This is a genomic window from Streptomyces sp. NPDC001668, from assembly GCF_042893155.1.
Lineage (GTDB): Bacteria > Actinomycetota > Actinomycetes > Streptomycetales > Streptomycetaceae > Streptomyces.
Genome location: NZ_JBIAUQ010000001.1, coordinates 961,474 through 983,944 on the forward strand (window position 1 = coordinate 961,474; position 22,471 = coordinate 983,944).

At 71.4% G+C, this 22,471-nt stretch carries 19 protein-coding genes; 9 read left to right on the forward strand and 10 right to left on the reverse strand.

Translation table 11 applies throughout. The features are described from left to right. Positions 1-54: 54 nt before the first annotated feature. From ACFYZ8_RS04320 to ACFYZ8_RS04335, 4 genes are all read right to left on the reverse strand, one after another. Positions 55-681, reverse strand: a complete 627-nt coding sequence (locus tag ACFYZ8_RS04320) for a VTT domain-containing protein (protein ID WP_359032555.1) — start codon at positions 679-681, stop codon at positions 55-57. 175 nt (positions 682-856) lie between these two features. Beyond that, positions 857-1,306, reverse strand: coding sequence for a DoxX family protein (locus tag ACFYZ8_RS04325; RefSeq protein ID WP_359032553.1), 450 nt, complete (start codon positions 1,304-1,306; stop codon positions 857-859). A gap of 216 nt (positions 1,307-1,522) precedes the next feature. Beyond that, entirely contained in the window at positions 1,523-3,193 is a 1,671-nt protein-coding gene (locus ACFYZ8_RS04330) for an alkaline phosphatase D family protein (RefSeq protein WP_388538410.1), read from the reverse strand. 71 nt (positions 3,194-3,264) lie between these two features. Further along, positions 3,265-3,909, reverse strand: coding sequence for an HNH endonuclease family protein (locus tag ACFYZ8_RS04335; RefSeq protein WP_359032549.1), 645 nt, complete (start codon positions 3,907-3,909; stop codon positions 3,265-3,267). 344 nt (positions 3,910-4,253) lie between these two features. On the opposite strand from ACFYZ8_RS04335, the gene ACFYZ8_RS04340 reads away from it, so the two are divergent. Next, positions 4,254-4,832: a TMEM165/GDT1 family protein gene (locus ACFYZ8_RS04340; protein ID WP_359032547.1), complete on the forward strand. Its 579-nt coding sequence runs from the start codon at positions 4,254-4,256 to the stop codon at positions 4,830-4,832. A 181-nt stretch (positions 4,833-5,013) separates the two neighbouring features. Continuing rightward, on the forward strand, positions 5,014-5,682 hold the full coding sequence (locus ACFYZ8_RS04345) for an HAD-IA family hydrolase (protein ID WP_388538408.1): 669 nt from the start codon (positions 5,014-5,016) through the stop codon (positions 5,680-5,682). Positions 5,683-5,746: 64 nt separating this feature from the next. Here the strand turns inward: ACFYZ8_RS04345 and ACFYZ8_RS04350 are convergent, their stop codons facing one another. Next, positions 5,747-6,694: a peptidoglycan-binding domain-containing protein gene (locus ACFYZ8_RS04350; protein ID WP_388538406.1), complete on the reverse strand. Its 948-nt coding sequence runs from the start codon at positions 6,692-6,694 to the stop codon at positions 5,747-5,749. Between the two features lie 160 nt (positions 6,695-6,854). Here ACFYZ8_RS04350 and ACFYZ8_RS04355 point away from each other — a divergent pair, with 160 nt between their 5' ends. From ACFYZ8_RS04355 to ACFYZ8_RS04370, 4 genes are all read left to right on the forward strand, one after another. Further along, positions 6,855-8,894 carry an MDR family MFS transporter gene (locus tag ACFYZ8_RS04355; RefSeq protein ID WP_359032541.1) on the forward strand — a complete coding sequence of 680 codons (2,040 nt, stop codon included), beginning with the start codon at positions 6,855-6,857 and terminating at the stop codon, positions 8,892-8,894. Between the two features lie 494 nt (positions 8,895-9,388). Next, positions 9,389-10,084, forward strand: coding sequence for a hypothetical protein (locus ACFYZ8_RS04360; RefSeq protein WP_359032539.1), 696 nt, complete (start codon positions 9,389-9,391; stop codon positions 10,082-10,084). Positions 10,085-10,090: 6 nt separating this feature from the next. After that, the gene (locus tag ACFYZ8_RS04365; RefSeq protein ID WP_388535759.1) at positions 10,091-10,747 is read left to right on the forward strand and encodes a hypothetical protein; all 657 of its coding nucleotides are present in this window, start codon (positions 10,091-10,093) and stop codon (positions 10,745-10,747) included. A gap of 157 nt (positions 10,748-10,904) precedes the next feature. Further along, entirely contained in the window at positions 10,905-11,297 is a 393-nt protein-coding gene (locus ACFYZ8_RS04370; protein ID WP_020116060.1) for a hypothetical protein, read from the forward strand. A gap of 10 nt (positions 11,298-11,307) precedes the next feature. On the opposite strand, the gene ACFYZ8_RS04375 is transcribed toward ACFYZ8_RS04370, so the two are convergent. Together ACFYZ8_RS04375 and proP are read right to left on the reverse strand one after the other, a co-directional pair. Beyond that, on the reverse strand, positions 11,308-11,979 hold the full coding sequence (locus ACFYZ8_RS04375) for an O-methyltransferase (protein ID WP_359032535.1): 672 nt from the start codon (positions 11,977-11,979) through the stop codon (positions 11,308-11,310). Between the two features lie 85 nt (positions 11,980-12,064). Continuing rightward, positions 12,065-13,429 (reverse strand): glycine betaine/L-proline transporter ProP, encoded by a 1,365-nt coding sequence (gene proP / locus ACFYZ8_RS04380; protein ID WP_359032533.1) that lies wholly within the window; start codon positions 13,427-13,429, stop codon positions 12,065-12,067. A gap of 311 nt (positions 13,430-13,740) precedes the next feature. Here proP and ACFYZ8_RS04385 point away from each other — a divergent pair, with 311 nt between their 5' ends. Continuing rightward, positions 13,741-15,777, forward strand: a complete 2,037-nt coding sequence (locus tag ACFYZ8_RS04385; protein ID WP_388535756.1) for a bifunctional glycosyltransferase 87/phosphatase PAP2 family protein — start codon at positions 13,741-13,743, stop codon at positions 15,775-15,777. Here ACFYZ8_RS04385 and ACFYZ8_RS04390 read toward each other — a convergent pair. Beyond that, positions 15,770-17,008 carry a cytochrome P450 gene (locus ACFYZ8_RS04390; RefSeq protein WP_388535753.1) on the reverse strand — a complete coding sequence of 413 codons (1,239 nt, stop codon included), beginning with the start codon at positions 17,006-17,008 and terminating at the stop codon, positions 15,770-15,772. The genes ACFYZ8_RS04385 and ACFYZ8_RS04390 overlap by 8 nt on opposite strands. A 230-nt stretch (positions 17,009-17,238) precedes the next feature. Between ACFYZ8_RS04390 and ACFYZ8_RS04395 the strand changes: the two genes are divergently transcribed. Beyond that, positions 17,239-18,408 (forward strand): steroid 3-ketoacyl-CoA thiolase, encoded by a 1,170-nt coding sequence (locus ACFYZ8_RS04395; protein WP_359032527.1) that lies wholly within the window; start codon positions 17,239-17,241, stop codon positions 18,406-18,408. A 57-nt stretch (positions 18,409-18,465) separates the two neighbouring features. On the opposite strand, the gene ACFYZ8_RS04400 is transcribed toward ACFYZ8_RS04395, so the two are convergent. Further along, on the reverse strand, positions 18,466-20,730 hold the full coding sequence (locus ACFYZ8_RS04400) for an ATP-binding protein (protein WP_388535751.1): 2,265 nt from the start codon (positions 20,728-20,730) through the stop codon (positions 18,466-18,468). Positions 20,731-20,863: 133 nt separating this feature from the next. Here ACFYZ8_RS04400 and ACFYZ8_RS04405 point away from each other — a divergent pair, with 133 nt between their 5' ends. Further along, complete coding sequence (locus tag ACFYZ8_RS04405) at positions 20,864-21,697, forward strand: alpha/beta hydrolase (RefSeq protein WP_359032523.1); 834 nt, start codon at positions 20,864-20,866, stop codon at positions 21,695-21,697. Positions 21,698-21,727: 30 nt separating this feature from the next. Here the strand turns inward: ACFYZ8_RS04405 and ACFYZ8_RS04410 are convergent, their stop codons facing one another. Beyond that, complete coding sequence (locus ACFYZ8_RS04410) at positions 21,728-22,426, reverse strand: YoaK family protein (protein ID WP_388535748.1); 699 nt, start codon at positions 22,424-22,426, stop codon at positions 21,728-21,730. Positions 22,427-22,471: the final 45 nt, after the last annotated feature.

Genomic DNA, 22,471 nt, shown 5'->3' on the forward strand with positions numbered 1-22,471 from the left:
ACAGCGTGCCGCTGTCACCCTCGGCCCGGACAGCGCCGCCTGCGTCCCGTCCCCTCAGCGCGCCCCCGCCTGCTCCGGGCGCCGTTGCATGACATACGCCGCCCCCGCCCCCGCCCCGAACAGTGCCGCCACCGACACCCCCGTCGCCAGCCAGGTCGCCCCCAGCCAGTGCGCGCCGAAATAGCCGAGGGCCACGCTGTACGCGGCCCAGGACAGGCCCGCGAGGGCGGACCAGGGGAGGAAGTCGCGGGCTCGGCGATGGGCGGTGCCGGCCAGGAGGGAGACGACCGAGCGGCCGGCGGGTGCGAAGCGGGCGAGGACCACCAGGGCCCCGCCGCCCGCGGACAGCGCGTCGCCGAGACGTTCCTGCGCCGTCGTGAGACGCCGGGATCGCGCGATCGCGCGGTCGAGTCGCTCACCGCCCCGGAAGGCGAGGCGGTACGCCGCCAGGTCACCGAGGACGGAGGCGGTCGTCGCGCACAGGATCAGGGCCATCACGTCGGGGACCTTGCCGGTCGCCGCGCCGCCCGCTGCCGCGCTGCCCGCCGCCGCGGCCGTCGCGGCGGTGATGACGAGCACCCCGCTGGGCAGCAACGGCACGAACACATCGAGGAGCACCGACAGCGCGACCATGGCGTAGATCCATGGACTGCCGGTCAGTGACCCCAGACTCTCCAACACCGCGACTCCCCGTGATTCCCCCGTAGACAGCCATACAGCGTACGCGCGGGCAGTGACAGGAGATTCACGGGGGGCGCATGAGATGAACGCGGCATGTTCACCCGGCTGCCGGGTCGCCGGAACGCGCCCGGTGCCCTCCCCCAGGGAGCGGGGGAGGGCACCGTACAGAAACGCCTCAGACGGCCACAGGCTCCGCCGCGCGCTTGCGTTCCTCGGTCGAGCGCTTCGCGAACAGCCGGTCCAGGCCGAACGCGCCGGACCCGGTGAAGACCAGCAGCAGGAAGGCCCAGGAGAACATCGCCGCGGCCTCACCGCCGTTCTCGATGGGCCACAGGGCCATGGGCTGGTGGACCTTGAAGTACGCGTACGCCATGGATCCCGCCGCGAGTAACGCGGCGGCGCGCGTGCCCAGGCCGAGCAGTACGAGGCTGCCGCAGACGAGTTGGATCACGGCCGCGTACCAGCCGGGCCAGGTGCCCGCTTCGAGGGTGCCGCCGCCGGTGCCGGGTGCACCGCCGAGGACTCCGAAGAGGGAGGCTGCGCCATGACAGAGGAAGAGCAGGCCGACGACGATGCGGTACAGGCCGAGGGCGTATGGCTGGGCGCTGTTCAGGCGTCCGGTCATGTGGGGGACTCCTTCGGTCGGGTCGGTCCCGCAGGGGGGTCGCCCCAGGGGGAATGGAACCGAGTGAGTCATCCACGCTAGGTGTCCCCGACCAATGCTTACAAGTTCAACATTTAGCCACCGGTTTGCCTCCGCTGTCCCTTCCGTTTCACCCTCAGCCGCACGTAGAAACAGCTTTCACCGCCGCACCGGCGACCGAAAGCGTGTCCGAATCCGCTACCGGGCGACCTGGGGCGCCTCGCGGCCGGTCTCCCCGGTGAGTACGGACTCCGAGACGGTCACCAGCCGGGTCCCGCTCTCGCCCGACTCCCGAGCCTGGTCCAGCCGCAGCCGTGCCGAACGCCCGGTCAGCGTCAGCGTCATGAGCTGGTTGCCGAACCAGGGGCCGCCGGTGTGCCGCCAGGACACCGGCGGTCGCGCGCAGCCCCCGTGCCGGGCGAGCGCCCGCCCCAGCGCCCGTGCCGTAGCGCTCCAGCCGAAGCGGAAGCCGAACCGGATCCAGCGGGGCACGGAGTTGTGGACGGGGGAGCAGGTCAGCTGGAGGACGCGGGCGTCCGGGCCGCCGGTGTGCCACTTCGGCTCGGCCACGTACGCGTGGTGCACGTCCCCCGACAGCACCAGCACCGTCGCCGGCGCCTCGGGACCCGACCCCACCTCGGCGATCAGGTCGGCCAGCGCCGTGAAGGAGTCCGGGAACGCCGCCCAGTGCTCCAGGTCCGCCTTGCGCCGCAGATCCTCCCCGAACCGGGCCCAGCGCGCCCCGCGGTCCCCTCGGCACAGCGCCGCGTCCCACGCCTCGGCGTCGTGCACCAGGTGCGGCAGCAGCCAGGGCAGCGAGGTGCCGATCAGGAGGTGGTCGTAGGAGGAGCGCTCCTCCAGCGCCTGCTCGCGCAGCCAGGCGGCCTCGCCGGGGTCCAGCATCGACCGGCTGTCCTCGTCGAGGACGCGGGCCGCGCGGGAGTCCACCATGAGCAGCCGCACCCGCCCGAAGTCGCGCCGGTAGCTCCAGCGCGCGGAGGTCGCGTCGGCGTCGGCCCGGCAGGCGAAGGCGCGCAACTCGTCGGTGCCGTCCGGGGTCTGGCGTACGGCGGCGTAGAGCGGGTCGGCGGCCAGCTCGGCCGGCGGGAGGTTGCCGAGGTGCTGGTAGACCCAGTACGACATCAGCCCGCTCAGCAGGCGCTCCCGCCACCACGAGACGGCACGCATGTCCTCGAGCCAGGACGCCGAGGTGTTCCAGTCGTCGATGACGTCGTGGTCGTCGAAGATCATGCAACTGGGCACGGTCGACAGCAGCCAGCGCACCTCGGGGTCGAGCCAGGACTCGTAATAGAGGTGGGTGTACTCCTCGTAGTCCGCCACCTGGTCGCCCGGCGGGTCGCTCAGATCGCGGCGTCGGGCCAGCCAGTCCTGCGTGGCCCGGGAGGTCTCGTCGGCGTAGACCTGGTCGCCGATCAGCAGGAGGACGTCCGGACGTTCGCCCTCCGGCTCGGCGGCGATGCGGGCCGCGAGGGTGTCCAGGGCGTCGGGGCCGACGGGGTCCTTCTCGCCCTCCGGCGGCGCGGCCCAGCGGCAGGAGCCGAAGGCGACGCGGATGGCCTCCTCCTCGGTGGTCGTACGGATCAGGGAGGGCGGGAAGGGCGAGTCCGGCAGCGGCCACACGCGCGTGCCGTCCAGGAACACCTCGTACGACCGCTCGGTGCCCGGGGTGAGGCCGTCGACCGGGACGAGGGCGTAGTAGTGGCCCGCGATCTGGAAGGTGGGGGTCTCACCACCGGTGCCGTCCGAGCAGCGCACCTCGGCGGTGCACGGACGGCTCGTCTCGACCCAGACGGTCGCCGACGAGCCGTCTACGTACCTGAGCAGTGGTCCCACCCGCAGATCAGCCACGTGATCCTCCTCCGTCGCCCCGTACGGTACGGAACGACGGAGCCTGGCGGGGAGGTTCCGGCACCGAATCGTCAGCAGTTGGCGAGGTAGTTCGTGAGCGCGGTCTTCTCCGCGGAGTCGACGGAGAGGCCGTAGTAGTACTTCACCTGCACCCAGGCGCGGACGTAGGTGCAGCGGTACGAGGTGACCGACGGCATCCAGGTGGCCGGGTCCTGGTCGCCCTTGGACTGGTTCACGTTGTCCGTCACCGCGATGAGCTGCGGGCGGGTGACGTCGTTGGCGAAGGACTGGCGGCGGGCCGTGGTCCAGGCGCTGGCGCCGGAGTCCCAGGCCTCGGCGAGCGGGACCAGGTGGTCGATGTCCAGGTCGGAGGCGGCGGTCCAGGTGGCGCCGTCGTAGGGGGAGTACCAGCTGCCGCTGGTGGCGGCGCAGGCGGAGTCGGTGACGACGTTGGAACCGTCCCGCTTGAGGATGTACTCGCGCGTGTTGCAGGTGCCGCTGATGGTGATCCACGTCGGGAACAGGTCCCGGTCGTAGCCGGTGCGGTTCTCGGTCGCCACGGTGAGCGAGGCGAGGTAGGTGCGGGCGGTGGCCGCGCTGACCGGGGTGGGGAGGGCGGCGGAGGCGGTCGGGCCGTTGAGGACCGCGACGGAGGCTATGAGCGCGGTGAGCGCGCCGAGTATGCTGAGCCGTCGACGCGCGTAGAACTTCGGCATGCGAACTCCCTTGGGGGACGGGGGTGTTGGAGCGCGAGCGGTTGAATGCTCGCGGCTCCGTGTTGCGGGGAGATGTGCGTTCGATGAGAAGTTAGTGACGTGTACATGACACGACAAGGTTTACGACGAAACGATCACGTACGATGGATCGCGTTGAAGGGGAGTAGCTCTTCGCCGGACCGTCGACATACTGCTCAGCTCGTCTGAGCCGGCGCCCGGAGGCAGGTCTTCAGGACCGGCCAGCGAGACCTTCGGCCAGTAGTGCACTGACTGTGTGCTGCCGTGCCGAGGCGTCGTTTCGCAGGAACACTCTCGGTGGGGCGGCCCCGACCGATTGAGGACCCTTGATCAGCTTGACCGTGACGGCCGTCGTCTTCGGCGTCGTCTTCCTCGCCGAACTGCCCGACAAGACCGCGCTCGCCGGCCTCGTCCTCGGCACCCGCTACCGCGCTTCCTACGTCTTCGCCGGCGTGGCCGCCGCCTTCGCGCTGCATGTCGCGCTCGCCGTCGCCGCCGGCAGTGTGCTGACCCTGCTGCCGCAGCAGATCGTGCAGGCGGTGACAGGCGTGCTCTTCCTGGGGGGCGCGGCCGTACTGCTCCTGAAGAAGGACGACGATGACGAGGAGATCCGCGACCCGGCGGACCAGTCCTTCTGGAAGGTCGCCGGGGCCGGGTTCATGCTCATCCTGGTCGCGGAGTTCGGGGACCTGACCCAGATCATGACGGCCAACCTCGCGGCCCGTTACGACGACCCGCTCTCCGTCGGTCTCGGTGCGGTGCTCGCGCTGTGGGCGGTGGCCGGACTCGGCATCGTCGGCGGAAAGGCCCTGATGAAGCGGGTCCCGCTGAAGCTCATCACCAAGGTCGCGGCGCTGCTGATGCTCGGCCTCGGGGTGTGGAGCCTCTTCGAGGCCGTGTCCTGACGGGGTGCGGCCGTGTCCTGGCGAGCTGAACGGCGGGTGAACGGTGCCGGGCGGTTCCCGGGAGGCGGTGGCGGGAACCGTCCCGGTTTTGTACCGTAGAGAAACAAAGTGGCCTCCGCCCGTTTTCCCTGACCGGCGGGCGGGGCCGCCTTGTCTCTTCCTTCTGCGCTTGGAGCTGCCGATGACGGCCACCGCCGCCCCCACCGTGCTCACGGCCCGCGCCCTCCTGCTCGACATGGACGGCACCCTCGTCAACTCCGACGCGGTCGTGGAACGCATCTGGCGCCGCTGGGCCGACCGGCACGGCCTCGACGCCGACGAGGTCATGAAGGTCGCCCACGGCCGCCAGGGCCATGCCACGATGGCCGCCCTGCTGCCGGACCGGCCCGTGGAGCTGAACCTCGCGGACAACGAGCGCATGCTCGCGGAGGAGACCGCGGACGTGGACGGCGTGGTGGCGATACCGGGGGCGCCGGAGTTCCTGGCGTCCCTGGCGGGACTGCCGCACGCGCTGGTCACCTCGGCCGACGTCCCGCTGTCCGCGGCCCGGATGGCCGCGGCGGGGCTTGAGCTGCCCGCTGTCCGGGTCACCGCCGAGTCGGTCGGCGCCAGCAAGCCGGACCCCGAGGGGTTCCTCAAGGGCGCGGCGGAGCTGGGCGTGGTCCCGGCGGACTGCGTGGTCTTCGAGGACTCGGGGGCCGGGATCGCCGCCGGGAAGGCGGCGGGGATGCGCGTGGTGGGGATCGGCCCGCGGGCAGGTCTGCACGGCCCGGATGTGGCGGTGAACGACCTGACGCAGGTGAAGGTGGAAGCGCAGGAAGACGGCACGCTGCGGATCCACGTGAGGTAAGAGCCTTCAGGGGCGCGGGGAACCGCGCGGCCGGCCCCCACCGGGGCCGCGCCCGAGAAAAGACCTAGGGCTCGGCCGTCTCCGACTCCAGCCGCTGCCGGGTCACCAGGTCGTACACCCCGTACTCCGTCGGCTGGACCCCGCGAGCCCACTGATAGCGGCTCACCGCGTCCTCGACGCCCTCGTTGTAGTGCCCGCTCGCCTTCCGCGTGTACAGGCCCAGCTGGGTGAGCCGCAGTTCGAGCTCGACCACCTCCGGCCCCTCGGACCCGCGCCGCAGCACCGGTGGCGCCGCCTCGCGGGCCGCGTCCGCATCGCTCGCCTTGTCGTCCGCGGCGCCGCCGGAGGCCGTCGGGGTGGGCGGCGGCGCGGACGGCGATGAAGGGCTCGGCACGGCGCTGGATTGCGACGGGGACGGGGACGGTGACGCCGACCGGCTCGCACTCGCCGGGGCGGACGGGGGCGCGGAGGACGGCCGTAGGGACGTCGTGGCGGTGGACGGGGACGCTGACGGCACGGTCGTCGGGGCGTCCGGGACGGCCGGACGCACGTCCTGCGGTGCCGCCCGGTCCCGCGACGGCGGCTCGTACGCGAACAGCCCGCTGGCCAGGCCCGCCGCGGCGACCACGGCCACGGCCGCCCCGGCGGTGGCGAGGAGGACCGTACGGCGCCGGGTCCGGCGCGGGCGGTCGCCGCGGGTCTCGTCGGGGGCGGACGGGGTCCCGGTCGCCTCGAACAGGCTCAGGTCGGTGGGGTCCGGCCGGGGAGGCACGGCCCGCAGCGGCATCGTGACGTCCGGCGCGGGCGCCTTCGGCACCGGCGCGGTCTCGTCGTCCAGTTCCACGTACGGCCGTATGCGCAGCGGATCGAAGTCCTCCGCCGCGGCCGCCTCCGCCGTGCGCGCGTCCCGCAGCGCGTCCGACGCGCGCTCGGTGCACCCGCAGGACGGGGTGTTGTCGGCCCCTCTGGGTGCCCCGCACTCCGGGCACAGATGACCGCTCGACTCCGCCATGTGTTCGTCCCTCCCCTCACAAACTCCAGAGATTATGCAGACCCCCTCCACAGCCGGTGTGCGGAAGCCCCCGGAATATCGGCTTCCAACAGGACTCAACAGGCCATAACTGGTCACACCGTTCACGATGGAGCTGTAACGAGAGCCCCGGGAGGTCTTCATGGCCGCGGATGCGCACGGTATGACGGACGATGTGCGAGACACGCGGGAACAGCATGTGTCCGGCAACGTCCTCGTCTCGATCGGGGCGCTGCTGCTCGGCATGCTGCTCGCCGCGCTGGACCAGACGATCGTGTCCACCGCGCTGCCCACCATCGTCAGCGACCTCGGCGGCATGGAGCATCTGTCGTGGGTGGTGACCGCGTATCTGCTGGCGTCCACGGCCGCCACACCGCTGTGGGGCAAGCTCGGTGACCAGTACGGGCGCAAGCGGCTGTTCCAGACCGCGATCGTGATCTTCCTGGTCGGGTCGGCGTTGTGCGGCATGTCCCAGGACATGACCCAGCTGATCGCCTTCCGGGCCCTTCAGGGGCTGGGCGGCGGTGGGCTGATGGTGCTGTCGATGGCGATCGTCGGCGACCTCGTCCCGCCGCGCGAACGCGGGCGCTATCAGGGGCTGTTCGGGGCGGTGTTCGGGGCGACGAGCGTGCTCGGGCCGCTGCTGGGCGGGCTGTTCACCGAGCATCTGAGCTGGCGGTGGGTGTTCTACGTCAACCTCCCGGTCGGCGTGGTCGCGCTGGCCGTGATCGCCGTGGTGCTGCGGATTCCGCGCAAGTCGACGAAGCATGTCATCGACTACCTGGGGACCTTCCTCATCGCGGCCGTCGCCACGTGTCTGGTGCTTGTGGCCTCGCTGGGCGGCAACACGTGGGGGTGGGGATCGCCCCAGATCGTCGGGCTCGCCGTACTGGGGGTTTTGCTGGGGGTCGCGTTCGTGGCGGTCGAACGGCGGGCCGCCGAGCCCGTGTTGCCGCTGAAGCTGTTCCGGGTGCGGACCTTCACCCTGTCCGCCGTCATCAGCTTCATCGTCGGGTTCGCGATGTTCGGGGCCATGACCTATCTGCCCACCTTCCTCCAGGTGGTGCAGGGAGTCTCACCGACCATGTCCGGCGTGCACATGCTGCCCATGGTGTTCGGGTTGCTGCTGTCCTCGACCGTCTCCGGGCAGATCGTCAGCCGTACCGGGCGCTGGAAGGTGTTCCCGGTGGCCGGGACCGCGGTCACCACGCTGGGGCTGCTGCTCCTGCACCGGCTCGACGAGAGCAGTTCCACCTGGGTGATGAGCCTGTACTTCTGTGTGTTCGGGCTGGGACTCGGGCTGGTCATGCAGGTGCTGGTGCTGATCGTGCAGAACGCCGTCTCCTACGAGGACCTCGGCGTCGCCACCTCCGGCGCGACCTTCTTCCGGTCCATCGGGGCGTCCTTCGGCGTCGCCATCTTCGGTACGGTCTTCGCGAACCGGCTCGGCGACAAGCTGGCCGAGGCCCTGCGCGGGGCCCAACTGCCGCCCGGCGTCTCGGTGTCGGGGATCGAGGCCGACTCCCGGGGGCTCGCGGAGCTGCCGGGTTCGCTCAGGCCCGAGGCGCTGCACGCGTACGCCTCCTCGATCACCGACGTGTTCCTCTACGCGGCGCCCGTGGCGTTCCTCGGGTTCGTGCTCGCGTGGTTCCTCAAGGAGGACCGGCTGCGGGGGTCGGTCACGGCACCCGACGTGACCGAGACGCTGGCCAGCAACCCGGTGGAGCGGTCGTCGTACGACGAGGTGTGCCGGGCGCTGTCGGTGCTCGGGACCAGGGAGGGGCGGCGGGAGGTCTACCGGGAGATCACCGCGCGGGCCGGGTACGACCTGTTGCCCGCGTCGAGCTGGCTGGTGCTGCGGATGCGGAGGTACGGGTGGGTGGAGCCGGCGCTGCTCGCCGAGCGCACGTCCGTGCCGCTGGGCGCGATCATCGAGGCGGCTCGGCAGGTGGAGGAGCGGGGGCTGGCGTCGCGGCAGGGGCTCGATCTGCTGCTCACCGAGTCGGGGCGGTCGGTGGCGGAGCGGCTCGCGGCGGCGCGGGAGGCGTCGTTGGGGGAGCTGTTGGGGGACTGGTGGGGGCCTGACCGGCCCACGGATCTCGCCCAGCTGGTGAAGGATCTGAACGACGAGCTGTGCGGGTCGGATCGGGAACAGCCGCATGGTGGGGTGGGGGTGAGGTGAGGTTGTCGGTTGTGTGCGGGTGCGGGTGGGTGGGGGCGGGCGTTTTGCGCAGTTCCCCGCGCCCCTGAGATGCCTGCGGCGGCCTGGCTCGGCTTCGGTGGGGGCTTGTGTAGCGCGTGCGGTTCGGTGGGTGGGTCGGGGCCGGGGGGGGGGGGGGGGGGGGGGGGGGGGGGGGGGGGGGGGTATCCGTCCTCGGTCCGGCGGCTCGGTCCCTTCAAATGGTCTCGGTAACGGACGCCGGCCGCTGCGGGCGGACACCCCCCACCCCGTCCCCTGCGCGCCGTCAGCGGCTTGAGGAGCGTCCACCGTCCCGACCCAGGGGCGCGGGGAACTGCGCGACCAGCCACGACGGACCCGCATCCGCCCAACAGCCGCACCCGGCACCCCCATAGGCGCCCCGCCCAAGCCCAGCGCACCGGCCTGGTATGGCCTGATTGCCGCGTACACATATGCGGAGACGGTTTGAACGAACTGTCCAGGGCAACCCGGCAGTTATGTCAACAGGCCTGATCATCGCTCTGATCGTGATCGTGGCGGCCGTCCTCGTTGTGGCGGCCGTCCTGACCCTGCGTGGCCGGGGCGCGCAGCACGGCCGGGGCCTGAAGCGACGCTTCGGGCCCGAATACGACCGCGCCGTGGCCCGGCACGACGGGGACGAGAAGGCCGCCGAACGCGAACTCGCGGAGCGCGTGGAGCGGCATGGATCCCTGCGCGAGCAGCCACTGGAACCGGCGGAGCGCCAGCGGTACGAGGACCGCTGGACGGCCGCCCAGGAACGCTTCGTCGACTCTCCTCGGGAGGCCGTCGCCGAGGCGGACCGGCTGCTCGCCGAGCTCGCCGAGGCCCGGGGCTTCCCGGGCGGTGGGCAGTACGAGGAACAGTTCAACGCGCTGTCCGTGCACCACGCGCACCACGTGCACGGCTACCGGCGGGTGCACGCGGTGGCCGGTGCCCGCGCGAACGCCCGGCAGGACGGCGACGGCCGGACGGACACGGAGGACATGCGCGCCGCCATGGTCGAGGCGCGGGCCCTCTTCGAGGACCTCGTCGGACCGCCGCGCAGCCGCGAGGAGTCCCGCACACCGTCCGACGAGTCCCACGCGCGCGCGGGCCAGGCCCGCGACGGTCGCACCGACAGCCGGGGCCACCTGCCGTGGGCATTCAACAGGCGTCACGCGAAGGGGAGTTGAGCTGACATGACGGATGCCACCAGCAGGCCGGGCGCCGACGGGGCCCGGGGTGAGGGAAAGGTCGGCAGGGGTACGGGCAACGACCCGGCGGGCTCGCACAGCCCCCTGGTGACGCCCACCGGGACCGAGGCACCGGATCCGGACCCGGCGGGCACGACCGGCACCGAGCGGCGTGGGCCGGGTGCCGGTGACGAGGGCGGCTTCGGCGGTGACCGGACTGCCGGCCGTGACAGGGCCTCCGGTCTCGGCCGTGAGACCGAGCAGCGGCGGGACTCCGGTTCCGACGGCGTCGGCGGTGTCGGAACGGGCATCGGCGGACCCTCGGGCCACAAGAGTCACGAAGGCCACCTGGGTCATGAAGGCGGCCACGAAGCCCGGCTGTTGCCGCACGAGGAGTGCGACAAGCTCAGCACGCGGCTCCAGCACGCCGTGGCCGGGTTCGTGGACGAACCCCGGTCCGCCGTGGAGGAGGCCGACCAGGTGCTGGAGGAGGTCGCCGCCCGGTTCGCCGACGCCGTGAAGCAGCGTCGGCGCACCCTGCGCAACTCCTGGCAGACCGGCGACGGCGGCAAGGACAAGGCGGTGAGCTCCGGGGACACGGAGCAACTCCGGCTGGCCCTGCGGGACTACCGCGAGCTGACGGAGCGGCTGCTGCACAGCTGACCCGTCGTGCATGCGTACGAGCGGCCTGTCGCCCGGACTCGGGCGGCAGGCCGTCTTGGGTGTCTTGCGCCGGACACCGCCGTGCCGGGCGATTTATCATGCGGCGGCGGCAGGTCAACGGGGTTGCCGCGCAAGGAACCTTTCAGGAGGAGCGCACGTGCTCGAACTCACCATGGCCGTCGTCACCGCGGCGGAGGAGGGTGCCACGGCCGGCATGCAGATGGCCGACGCGCCCAGTGACCCGGGCACCGTGCTGCGCGTGGGCCGGGACAAGTCCGTGTGCCGGCTCGCGACCCCCGACGACTGGCTGTTCGTCTCCCGGGTGCACCTGGAGTTCCTGTGCGGGCCCGAGGGCGTCTGGCAGGTGACCTGGCTCCAGGGCTCGCAGCCCGATCCCTCGTCCGAGGTACAGCTGGTGGCCGGGGCCTACGCGCAACCGCTGGTCTACGGCGGCTCGGTGACACTGCCCCGGGGCGGCAACGGAGAGATCGTCATCCGCGACCGAACCGCCCCGCGCAGCGTCAACGTCGGCTTCTACCACGAGGTGTGAGTCTGCCGGGTCACGGCAGCACGCGCGCCAGCGCGAAACCGTCGTAGCCCTTGCTGCCCACCGTCTGGATCGCGGTGGCGCTCAACTTCGGGTGCCGGCCGATCAGTTCGAGGGCGGTACGGGTTCCCCGGACGTCGGGGGCGGGGTTGTCGGGGTCGGCCACCCGGCCGCCCCGTACGACGTTGTCCACCACGATCAGGCTGCCCGCGGCGGTGAGCTTGAGCGCCCACTCCACGTAGTGCGGGTTGTTGGCCTTGTCGGCGTCGATGAAGACCAGGTCGAAGGGGGGCGGGTTCTCCTCGGCCAGCCTGGGCAGGGACTCCAGGGCGGGGCCGACGCGCACCTCGACGACCTTGTCGAGGCCCGCGCGGGCCAGGTTGCGGTTCGCGACCTCGGCGTGCTTCGGGTCGTACTCCAGCGAGACCAGGCGGCCGTCGGCGGGCAGGGCGCGGGCCAGCCAGATGGTGCTGTAGCCGCCGAGCGTGCCGAGTTCCAGGACCGTGCGGGCGCCCTGGATCTGGGCGAGGAGCTGGAGGAGCTTGCCCTGGGGTGCGGTGATCGCGATCTGCGGCAGACCGGAGGCCTCGCTGTCGCGCAGGGCCGCCTGCAGTGCTTCGTCTTCGGGCGCGAGGTGGGTGGTGAAGTAGTCGTCGACGTCGTCCCAGAACTGCGACTCGCTCATGCACCTGTGCCTTTCATAGGCTAGTTAGATCCGCTAACTAGTTGCGCTAACGAATATAGTCGCGCCGCCACCTCGTGTCAGGGATTTACTTCTGCGGGGGCGAGCCCGGCAGTGGCCGGCCCGCCGACTCCGTCATGAACCACACGGCGACCCCGCCGATCACGGCCGCGGCCATCATGTAGTAGGCGGGCATCATCATGTTCCCGGTCGCGCCGATCAGCGCGGTCACCACCAGCGGCGTCGTGCCGCCGAAGAGGGACACCGAGACGTTGAAGCCGACAGAGAGGGAGCCGTAGCGCACCCGGGTCGGGAACAGGGCCGGGAGGGCGGACGGCATCGCCGCCGTGAAGCAGACCAGCAGCAGGCCCAGCGCGCCCATGCCGAGGGCGATCGCGAACAGGCTGCCCTGACGGATCAGCAGCAGGGCGGGGACGGACAGGAGCAGGAAGCCCGTGCAACCCGCGGCGATCACCGGGCGGCGGCCGATCCGGTCGCTCAGGGCGCCCGCGAAGGGCTGCACGACCATCATCAGCGCCATCACGGCGAGCACGACCAGCAGACCGTGCGTCTCGTCGTACTTGAGTTCGCTGGTCAGATAGCTCGGCATGTACGACAGCAGCATGTAGTCGGTGACGTTGAAGACCAGGACCAGGCCCACGCAGAGCAGCAGTGCCTGCCACTGGCCGGTGATCATCTCGCGCAGGGGGACCTTGCGGCGGCTCGACTCGGCCTTCTCGGCCTCGGCCGCGAACGCGGGGGTCTCCTCCAGGCGCAGCCGCAGGTAGAGGCCGATGACGCCCATCGGGCCCGCGATCAGGAACGGGATCCGCCAGCCCCAGGACACCAGGTCCTCGGTGGACAGCAGGGCCGTCATGAGGGTCACCAGGCCCGCGCCGGCGATGTAACCGGCCAGCGTGCCGAACTCCAGCCAGCTGCCGAGGAAGCCGCGCTTCTTGTCGGGGGAGTACTCGGCGATGAAGGTGGACGCGCCCGCGTACTCGCCGCCGGTGGAGAAGCCCTGGACCAGGCGGGCCAGCAGGAGCAGCAGGGGCGCTCCGACGCCGATCGTGGCGTACGACGGGATCAGGCCGATGGCGAAGGTGCCGGCCGCCATCATGATCATGGTCACGGCGAGGACCTTCTGGCGGCCCACGCGGTCGCCCAGCGGGCCGAAGACCAGGCCGCCGAGCGGGCGGACCAGGAAGGCCGCGGCGAAGGCGCCGAACGTGGACAGGAGCTGGGCGGTCGGGTTGCCGGACGGGAAGAACACCTTGCCGAGGGTGACGGCGATGTAGCTGTAGACACCGAAGTCGAACCACTCCATCGCGTTGCCCAGCGCGGCGGCCTTCACGGCGCGCTTCACGAGGGCCGGGTCGACGGCGATGGCCTCGGGGGTGTCGGGACTGCGAGGGGTGCGGACGGGATGAGCGGGGGCGGTGGCACTCGGCAAAACTTCGCTCGCCTGCCTTTCGTCGGGGACAAGGGCAAAAAACGACCATAGGGCGACTTGCCGGGTTTACGTAAAGCGCAAGTCCGGTCGCGGACCGTACATAAACGTGCCTTATGCAGCTACCCCGTCCCTGGTCACGGACGCCTCTTCCCGCCACGCGTGTGATCCATCTCGCGCCCTGACAGGGCACCGCACCCGGGTGCGGACTATGGTCATTCGGACAAAAGGTGGGCGCACGTCAGGTGAACCGGGGGTTGCCTGCGTCCCCCCTCGCGAAACCGTGGCACGAACGGGACGGGAGGCCACGCGGCGTGGCGAATGCGGAGCACGGTGGGACCACCGAGGTTCAGGCGCGGCTGCGCGCGGCCCGGCTCGCCCTGTGGCTGGTGGCGGCCGTCCTCGCCGCCCGACAGGTCGCCGTCGTCCTCAGTACCCCGAGAGGAGAGCGGCTGACGGACCTGGAGACCTGGGTCGGCCCGGACGGCGTCCTGCACGTGAAGGGTTCGCTGTACGACTCGACGCAGTTCACCGGTACCCCGTTCGGGGGACTCGTCCTCAAGCCGCTCACCCGGGCCGCCGAGCAGGCCCTCGGCTGGGGCTGGACCTTCGGCACCCTGCTCCTGGTCGTCGCGCTCGGTCTCGTCGTCGCCCGCGCCCTGCCCCAGCCGGTCGGCCGCCGCACCTCCCTGCTCGCCGCGCCCGTGGCGATCAGCCTCCTCATGCTGTCGCTGCCGGTGCGCAACACGCTCTACCTGGGCCAGACCAGCATCATGCCGGTCCTGCTGGTCCTGGTCGGCTGCTTCGCCGTACGCGGTGAGCGGGTCGCCGGACTGCTCATCGGGCTCGCCGCCGCCCTCCAGCCCACGGTCCTGTTCTTCGCGCCCCTGCTCTGGTTCACCGGCCGCCGCCGGGCCGCCCTGACCACCGGCGCGACCTTCGCCGCGAGCACCGCGCTCGCCTGGGCCGCGCTGCCGCACGACTCGTACACCTACTGGGTGCACCACATCGCCGGAACCGGCCTCGGCGGTGCCGCCGACGACCTCGCCAACCAGTCCCTGCACGGCCTGCTGCTGCGCCTGGGCATGACGGGGCCGCTGGAGATCTCCCTCTTCCTGGTCCTCGGCGCGGCCGTCGCCGCGCTGGGCGTGCGCCGGGCCGTGCGCTACGCGCGCGACGGCCAGCTGCTGCTCGCCGTCGCGATCACCGGCTGCGCGGCGATCGCCGTCTCGCCGACCACCTGGCAGCACCAGCTGCTGTGGGTGCTGCTCGCGGTCGTCGGGCGGGTCGGCAAGCGCGCCTCCGACCGCTATGTGTGGCCGGTGGCCGTCGTCGTGGTGATGACCCTCCCGGCGACGATGCTGCTGCCGCACATCTCGGCGCTGTACACCCTGCGGGACAACGTGGTGCTGCTGGCCGCGCTCGCCGCCGCCACCGTGATCCCCTTCCTGCCGCGGACCTCGCCGTACTACCGCACGCCGATCCCCACGCGGTACGCCGATCCGGTGCCCGCGCGGCTCCGGCACGTACCGCTGCTGCCATTCCTGCGGCGGGTGCTGACCCGGCCGAACCTGCTCCTGGAACTGCTGCTGATTCGTGTCACCTACGCCGCCTACCAGCAGGTCAGACTCGCGGCGACCGGCGGCAGCAACTCGGCCGGACGGTTCACCGCGGAGAAGCACGGGCAGCAGATCCTCGATCTGGAGCGGTGGCTGCACATCGACATCGAGCGCTGGGCCAACCACGCGGTCGTCAAGGTCGACTGGCTGCGGGACTTCTTCGACTTCTACTACACGTCGTTCCACTTCGTGGTGCCGCTCGGCGTGCTGGCCGTCCTGTACTGGCGGCGGCCGGTGGACTACCGGTGGGCACGGGCCTCACTGGGCTTCACGACCCTGCTGGCCCTCGTCGGCTTCTGGCTCTACCCGCTGGCGCCGCCCCGGCTCATGCCGGCGCTGGGCATGATCGACACGGTCCACGGGGTGCAGGACTTCTCCAAGCCGGACTACGGGACGCTCACCGCGCTGACCAACCAGTACGCGGCGATGCCGTCGCTGCACTTCGGGTGGTCCCTGTGGTGCGGGGTGGTCATCGCGATCGTCGCCCCGAAGTGGTGGATGAAGCCGCTCGCGCTGCTGCACCCGTTCTTCACCGTGTCGGCGATCGTGGCCACCGGTAACCACTGGGTGCTGGACGCGGTGGGAGGTGCGGTGGTCGTCGGCGGTGGGTTCGGGCTGTCGTACGTCTTCCAGGGGCCGCGGGCCCGGGTGGTTCGGGTGGCGGCGGAGGCCGATGAGGAACAGGCGCGGGTGAAGACGGTACGGCCCCGCGCCCCTGAGAGCCTCAACTGAGCCTTACCTGGAGCTCCTTGACGCCGTTGATCCATGCCGAGCGCAGGCGGCGGGGGTCGCCGGCCGCTCGTAGGTCCGGCATGGCGTCGGCGATGGCGTTGAAGATCAGGTCGATCTCCAGGACGGCGAGGGACTTGCCGAGGCAGTAGTGCGGGCCTCCGCCGCCGAAGCCGAGGTGGGGGTTGGGGTCGCGGGTGATGTCGAAGACGTCCGGGTTCTCGAAGACCTCGGGGTCGTGGTTGGCGGCGGCGTAGAAGATGCCCACCCGGTCGCCCTTCTTGATCTGCTTGCCGCCGAGTTCGGTGTCCTGGGTGGCCGTGCGCTGGAAGGCGTTGACGGGGGTCGCCCAGCGGACGATCTCCTCGGCCGCCGTCGAGGGACGCTCGGCCTTGTACAGCTCCCACTGGTCGGGGTGGGTGAGGAAGGCGTGCATGCCGTGGGTGATGGCGTTGCGGGTCGTCTCGTTGCCCGCGACCGCCAGCATCAGCACGAAGAAGCCGAACTCGTCGGAGTTCAGGTTGCCCTCGTCCTCCGCCGCCACCAGGGTCGTGACGATGTCCTTGGCCGGGCACTGCTTGCGGTCGGCGGCCATGTTCATCGCGTAGGCGATGACCTCCATGGCCGACTCCTGGCCGACCTGCTCGCTGATCGCGTACTCCGGATCGTCGTACGAGATCATCTTGTTGGACCAGTCGAAGATCTTCGCCCGGTCGTCCTGCGGGATGCCGATGAGCTCGGCGATGGCCTGGAGCGGCAGTTCGCAGGCGACCTGGGTGACGAAGTCGAAGGAGGCGCCGGGCAGGGCGCGCGCGCTCTCGACGATCGCGTGGGCGCGGTTGCGCAGGCGTTCCTCCAGGGCGCGGATGGCCCGGGGCGTGAACACCCGCTGGACGATCCCGCGGACCCTGGTGTGTTCCGGCGGGTCCATGTTGAGCAGGATCAGGCGCTGCGCGTCGATCGCGTCGCGCTCGATGCGTTCGTTGAAGCGGATGATCGCCGTGTTGAGGTACGACGAGAAGATCTCCGGGTGGGTGGAGACGTACTTGACGTCCGCGTGCCGGGTGACCGCCCAGTACCCCTCGTCCTGGAAGCCGGCGAGATTGCCCGGCTGGGGGATCCAGCGCACCGGTTCGGCCCGGCGCAGTTCGGCGAACTCCGGCAGCGGTACGCGGCTTTGCAGCAGGTCGGGGTCGGTGAAGTCGAACCCCTCGGGGAGTGCTGGACACGTCATCGGCAACTCACTCCAGCCGTTCGACAGCTTTCTGACGGGCCATCAGGAACAGAGCTGCCGTGACGGTAGTAACGGGTTCTACAAGAGGCAAGGGGCGCGGAGGCCCCAATTGCCTGCAAGACCCTTGCGGTGGTGGCCGGATCGTCCGCAGACTGCAAGCTACGCGCTAACTAGAACACGTACTAGTTCCGGAGTTCCAGGGATCCGTTCGGAGGAGAGGACCCGCACCCATGGCCGCCGAACCCGTGATCGTCGAAGCCGTCCGCACCCCCATCGGCAGGCGCGGCGGCGCGCTCGCCAATCTGCATCCCGCCTATCTGCTGGGCGAGACCTACCGTGAACTCCTCGGCCGCGCCGGCATCCCCGCCGACGCGGTGGAACAGATCGTCGGCGGCACGGTCACCCACGCCGGCGAGCAGTCCATGAACCCCGCGCGCACGGCCTGGCTGACGGTCGGGCTGCCGTACGAGACGGCGGCGACGACCGTCGACTGCCAGTGCGGCTCCTCGCAGCAGGCCTCCCACATGGTCGCCAACATGGTCGCGGCCGGGGTCATCGACGTCGGCATCAGCTGCGGTGTCGAGGCGATGTCCCGGGTGCCGCTGGGCTCGGGCTCGAAGCACGGGCCCGGCAAGCCGTTCCCGGACGAGTGGAACGTCGACCTGCCCAATCAGTTCGAGGCGGCCGAACGGATCGCCCGGCGCCGGGGGTTGACCCGGGAGAACGTCGACTCGCTCGGGCTGATCTCCCAGGAGCGGGCGGCCGTCGCCTGGTCCGAGGAGCGCTTCAAGCGGGAGACCTTCGCGGTCCAGGTGCCGACCACCGAGGACGAACAGCGGGCCGGGCAGGGCATGTGGCGGCTCGTCGACCGGGACGAGGGGCTGCGGGACACGTCCATGGAGGCGCTGGCCGGCCTGAAGCCGGTGATGCCGACGGCGATCCACACGGCGGGCAACTCCTCGCAGATCAGCGACGGCGCGGCGGCGATCATGTGGGCGTCGAAGCGGATGGCGCGAGCGCTGAAGCTGAAGCCGCGGGCCCGGATCGTGGCGCAGGCACTGGTCGGCGCCGACCCGCACTTCCACCTCGACGGTCCCGTCGACGCCACCCGCGCGGTGCTCGGCAAGGCGGGCATGTCCCTGAAGGACATCGACCTCGTCGAGATCAACGAGGCCTTCGCGTCCGTGGTGTTGAGCTGGGCCCAGGTCTTCGAACAGGACCTGGAGAAGGTCAACGTCAACGGCGGCGCGATCGCGCTCGGGCACCCGGTGGGGGCGACCGGGGCCCGGCTCATCACGACCGCGCTGCATGAACTGGAGCGCGCGGACAAGGAGTTCGCGCTCATCACGATGTGTGCGGGCGGGGCGCTGGCGACGGGGACGATCATCCAGCGGTTGTAGAACGGGGCTTGATGCGTACTGATCAACCTGACGGTTGCTGATCACCTGCCGGCCCGGCTACCCGAGGCGTGCCGAGCCCGCCGTCGCCTCCCTCGCGGCCGCCACGTCGCCTACCGCCGTGAACAGGGCCCGGGCGCGGGTGTAGTGCTCGCGCGCCTCGGTCGGCTCGCCGGAGTGTTCCAGGGCCGTGGCGAGACCGAGGAGGGCTCGGGCCCTGAGGCGGTCCTCGGCGCCGCTGTGGGTGGAGGGGGAGCCGACGGACCGGAAGGTGTCCGCCGCTTCGGACCAGCGTTCCAGGGCCAGCAGGTCGCTGGCGATCTCGTAGCGCAGGATGGCCGCGAGGAACTCGTTCAGGTCGGGAACGTCCCCGGTCCGGGCGCCGAGCAGGTCCCGGTGCAGGGCCAGCGCCTCCTCGGCCCGGCCGGACTCGCGCAGCGCGGTGCCGAGGACCCGTTGGGAGACCGCCCTGCCCGCGAAGTCGCCGGTCGCCTCGAAGAGCCGGGCGGCCCTGGCGGCCGCATCCGCCGCCTCCGCGTGCCGATTCAGCCCCCCGCAGGCCCCGCTGATGTACGACCACGCCCAGGCCTGCTGTTCGAGGTCGTCGACCTCGGTCGCCAACTCCAGTGCCCGACGGGCGAGTTGCTCGGCCTCCGCGTACCGGAAGGCGCCGACCGAGTGGGCCCAGGCGAGACAGTTGAGCTGGTGGGCCTCGGCAGCCCGGTCTCCGAGGGCGGCCGCGGACCGGGCGCCGTGGGAGAAGAGGGTCCGCCACTCGGGCCAGGGGCTCCAGCGGTCGGAGAACCAGTACAGGGTGCGCGAGGTGTGCAGGATCTCCGCGTGCCGGCCCGCCTCGGACATCAGGGGCAGGGCGCCCGCCCAGTTGGAGCGTTCGGCGGTGAGCCACCCCTCCGCCTCGTCGGCGGAGGACGGGGCGAAGGCGCCGGGTTCGCCCGGCCAGGGCTCCGGCGCACCCGGCGCCTCGAACAGCCGCCCCGCCGCGGAGGCCGACCGCAACAGCCAGTCGGCCATGCCGAGTCGGACCGCGCCCACGGTCTCCTCCTCGTCCCTCAGCCGCTCGCGCGCGAAGAGCCGTACGAGATCGTGCAGCGCGTACCGGCCGGGCGCGGTCTCCTCCAGCAGGCCGCGGTCGACCAGCAGGTCGAGGGAGTCCTCGACGGTGAGCGGGTCCTCGCCGGTCAGGACCGCGGCCAGGTCGGGACCGGTGTCGTGACCGGGGACCAGGGCGAGGCGGCGCAACAACAGCCGGTGGGACGGCGTGAGTTGGCCGTAGGAGAGGGCGAGGGCGCTGCGTACGGCCAGGTCGCCCGCCACCAGGCCGCTCAACCGGCGCTCCTCGTCGGCGAGTTGGTCCACCAGTCGGGCGGGGGTCCAACTCGGGCGGCTGGAGAGGCGGTTGCCGACGATCCGCAGGGCCAGCGGGAGGTGGCCGCACAGCTCGGTCAGCCGGGTGACCGCCTCGGACTGTCCGTCGGTCCGCGGAGCACCGAGGATCCGCTCCAGCAGCCTCGTCGACTCCCCGCCGCTGAGCCCGCCGAGCCTGATCCGCCGTACGCCTTCGAGTCCGGCCAGCGGGCGTCTGCTGGTGACCAGCACGAAGCTGCCCTCGGCGTCCGGCAGCAGCGGTCTGGTCTGGGCCTCGTCGGCCGCGTCGTCCAGGACGACCAGCGCCCGGCGGCCGGCGAGCGTGGCCCGGTAGACGGCCTCCCGGGCGACCGGGTCCACCGGGATCCGGTCGGACGGATGGCCGAGGGCCGTCAGCAGCAGGACCAGCGCCTCGGCGGCCGGCAGCGGGGAGTCGCTCATACCGTGCAGCTGGACGCAGACACAGCCGTCCGGGAAGGAGCCGCTCAGTCGTCGCACGGCTTCCGCGGCCAGCGTGGTCTTGCCCTGTCCGCCGGGCCCGAAGAGCACCGCCGCACGTGTGCGCGTGCCGGTGGCCAGCGCCTGGAGATCCGCCAACTCCTGCTCCCGGCCGGTGAAGTCCGGCACGGTCCGCAGCAGATACGGCGCCGCCGGCGCCCCCGCTCGTTCCCGGCCCACGTCGGCCAGCCGCTGCAACCGCTCGCGCCGCTCGGCGTCCAGACCGAGGGCGGCGGCGAGCGCGTCGACCGTACGGCGCTGCGGCCCCCGGCTGCGACCGCGCTCCAGGTCACCGAGCGCGCGCACGCTCACCCCCGACGCCTCGGACAACTCCTCCAGGGTCAGCCGGGCGGCCCGGCGCAGGGAGCGCAGCGTCACCCCGAAGGTGGTGCCGCCGGAGGGAATCTGGGGTCGCGGTGGTTCAGGCACATGACTGGTCATCACGACAATTAGAACAAGCGCTCTCTCGTTGCGCCCGTACTTCCCTCGCGCCCGTACTTCCGCCTGTCTTCTGCCTGGTGCCACCCGGCCGCTCCTGATGAGCTGGGGGCTCCACAGCGAGAGGACAACCGACATGCCCTACATCACCGTTGGCGAAGAGAACAGCGCGCCCATAGAGCTCTACTACGAGGACCACGGCACCGGCCAGCCCGTCGTGCTGATCCACGGCTACCCGCTCGACGGCCACTCCTGGGAGAAGCAGCTCCCCGCGCTGCTGGAGGCCGGCCACCGGGTCATCACCTACGACCGCCGCGGCTTCGGCCGCTCCTCGCAGCCGACCACGGGCTACGACTACGACACCTTCGCCGCCGACCTCGACAAGGTCCTCACCAGCCTGGACCTGACCGACGCGGTCCTCGTCGGCTTCTCCATGGGCACCGGCGAGGTGGGCCGCTACCTGGGCACCTACGGCTCCAGGCGGGTCGCGAAGGCCGTCTTTCTCGCCTCCCTCGAGCCCTTCCTGCTGAAGACCGACGACAACCCGACGGGCGTGGACCAGTCGGTGTTCGACGGCATCCTGGAGGCCGTCACCAAGGACCGGTACGCCTACTTCGACGCCTTCTACCAGGACTTCTACAACCTGGACGAGACGCTCGGCAGCCGGATCAGCGAGGCGGCCGTGCGCAACAGCTGGAACGTGGCCGCGAGTTCCTCGGCGCACGCCTCCGTGGCCTGCGTGCCGACCTGGATCACCGACTTCCGGGCCGACGTGGCGAAGATCGACGTACCGTCGCTGATCGTGCACGGCACCGGCGACCGCATCCTGCCGATCGACTCGACCGGACGGCCCTTCCACGCGCTGCTGCCCTCCGCCGAGTACGTCGAGATCGAGGGCGCGCCGCACGGGCTGCTGTGGACGTACGCGGAGGAGGTCAACGCGGCGCTGCTGGCTTTCCTCGCGAAGTAGTTCTCCGGTCAAGTGGCCATCGGGCCCGGGTCATTCGCGCCCCGAGGCGGTCAGCGCCAGCAGGGCCACCAGCCCCGCCGCGATCGCCAGCGGGATCGCGAGGCCGTGGTGGAGGACCAGCCACGCGCCCAGTGCGGCCCCGGCCACCATCGCGATCACCGACGCCGTACGACGGGGGGAGCGGGTGCCGGGGCCGCCGCCGGCCCGGGAGTCGGCGGCGAGGCCGGTCAACGTCATGGTCAGCACGGTCGTCGTCAGGTCGGGGACGCCGAGCTTGCGGACCGTGGCGTTGCGCAGGCCCATGGCGAAGGCCGTGACGGCGATGAGGGTGTAGGCGGTGGCCGTGGCGCCGGGCGCGGTGAAGGCGACCACGGCCGACACACCCAGGAGCACCGCCTCGGCGGCGAGCGTGAGCCGGGCCCAGGTGCGGCGGGAGCCCCCGCCGAGCCGTACGGCGACCCGGCCGCCCGCGATCGCGCCCACCACGAAGGACGCCAGCGAGGTCAGCGTGTGCTCCACCGAGAAGCCGGGCGCCCCGGCCGCCGCGAACCCGAGCACGACCACGTTGCCGGTCATGTTCGCGGTGAAGACGTGTTCGAGGCCGAGGTAGCTGACGGCGTCGATCAGTCCGCTGACCACCGTCAGCCCCAGCAGCACGACGACCAGGCGCAGGCCGCGCGCCTCGGGATCTCCGGCTGCCTGTGTGTCGGTGCCGCTCTGTTCGCTCATCGGGTCTCCGGACGGCCGGACGGTCGGGGTGCACCCAAGTCCACC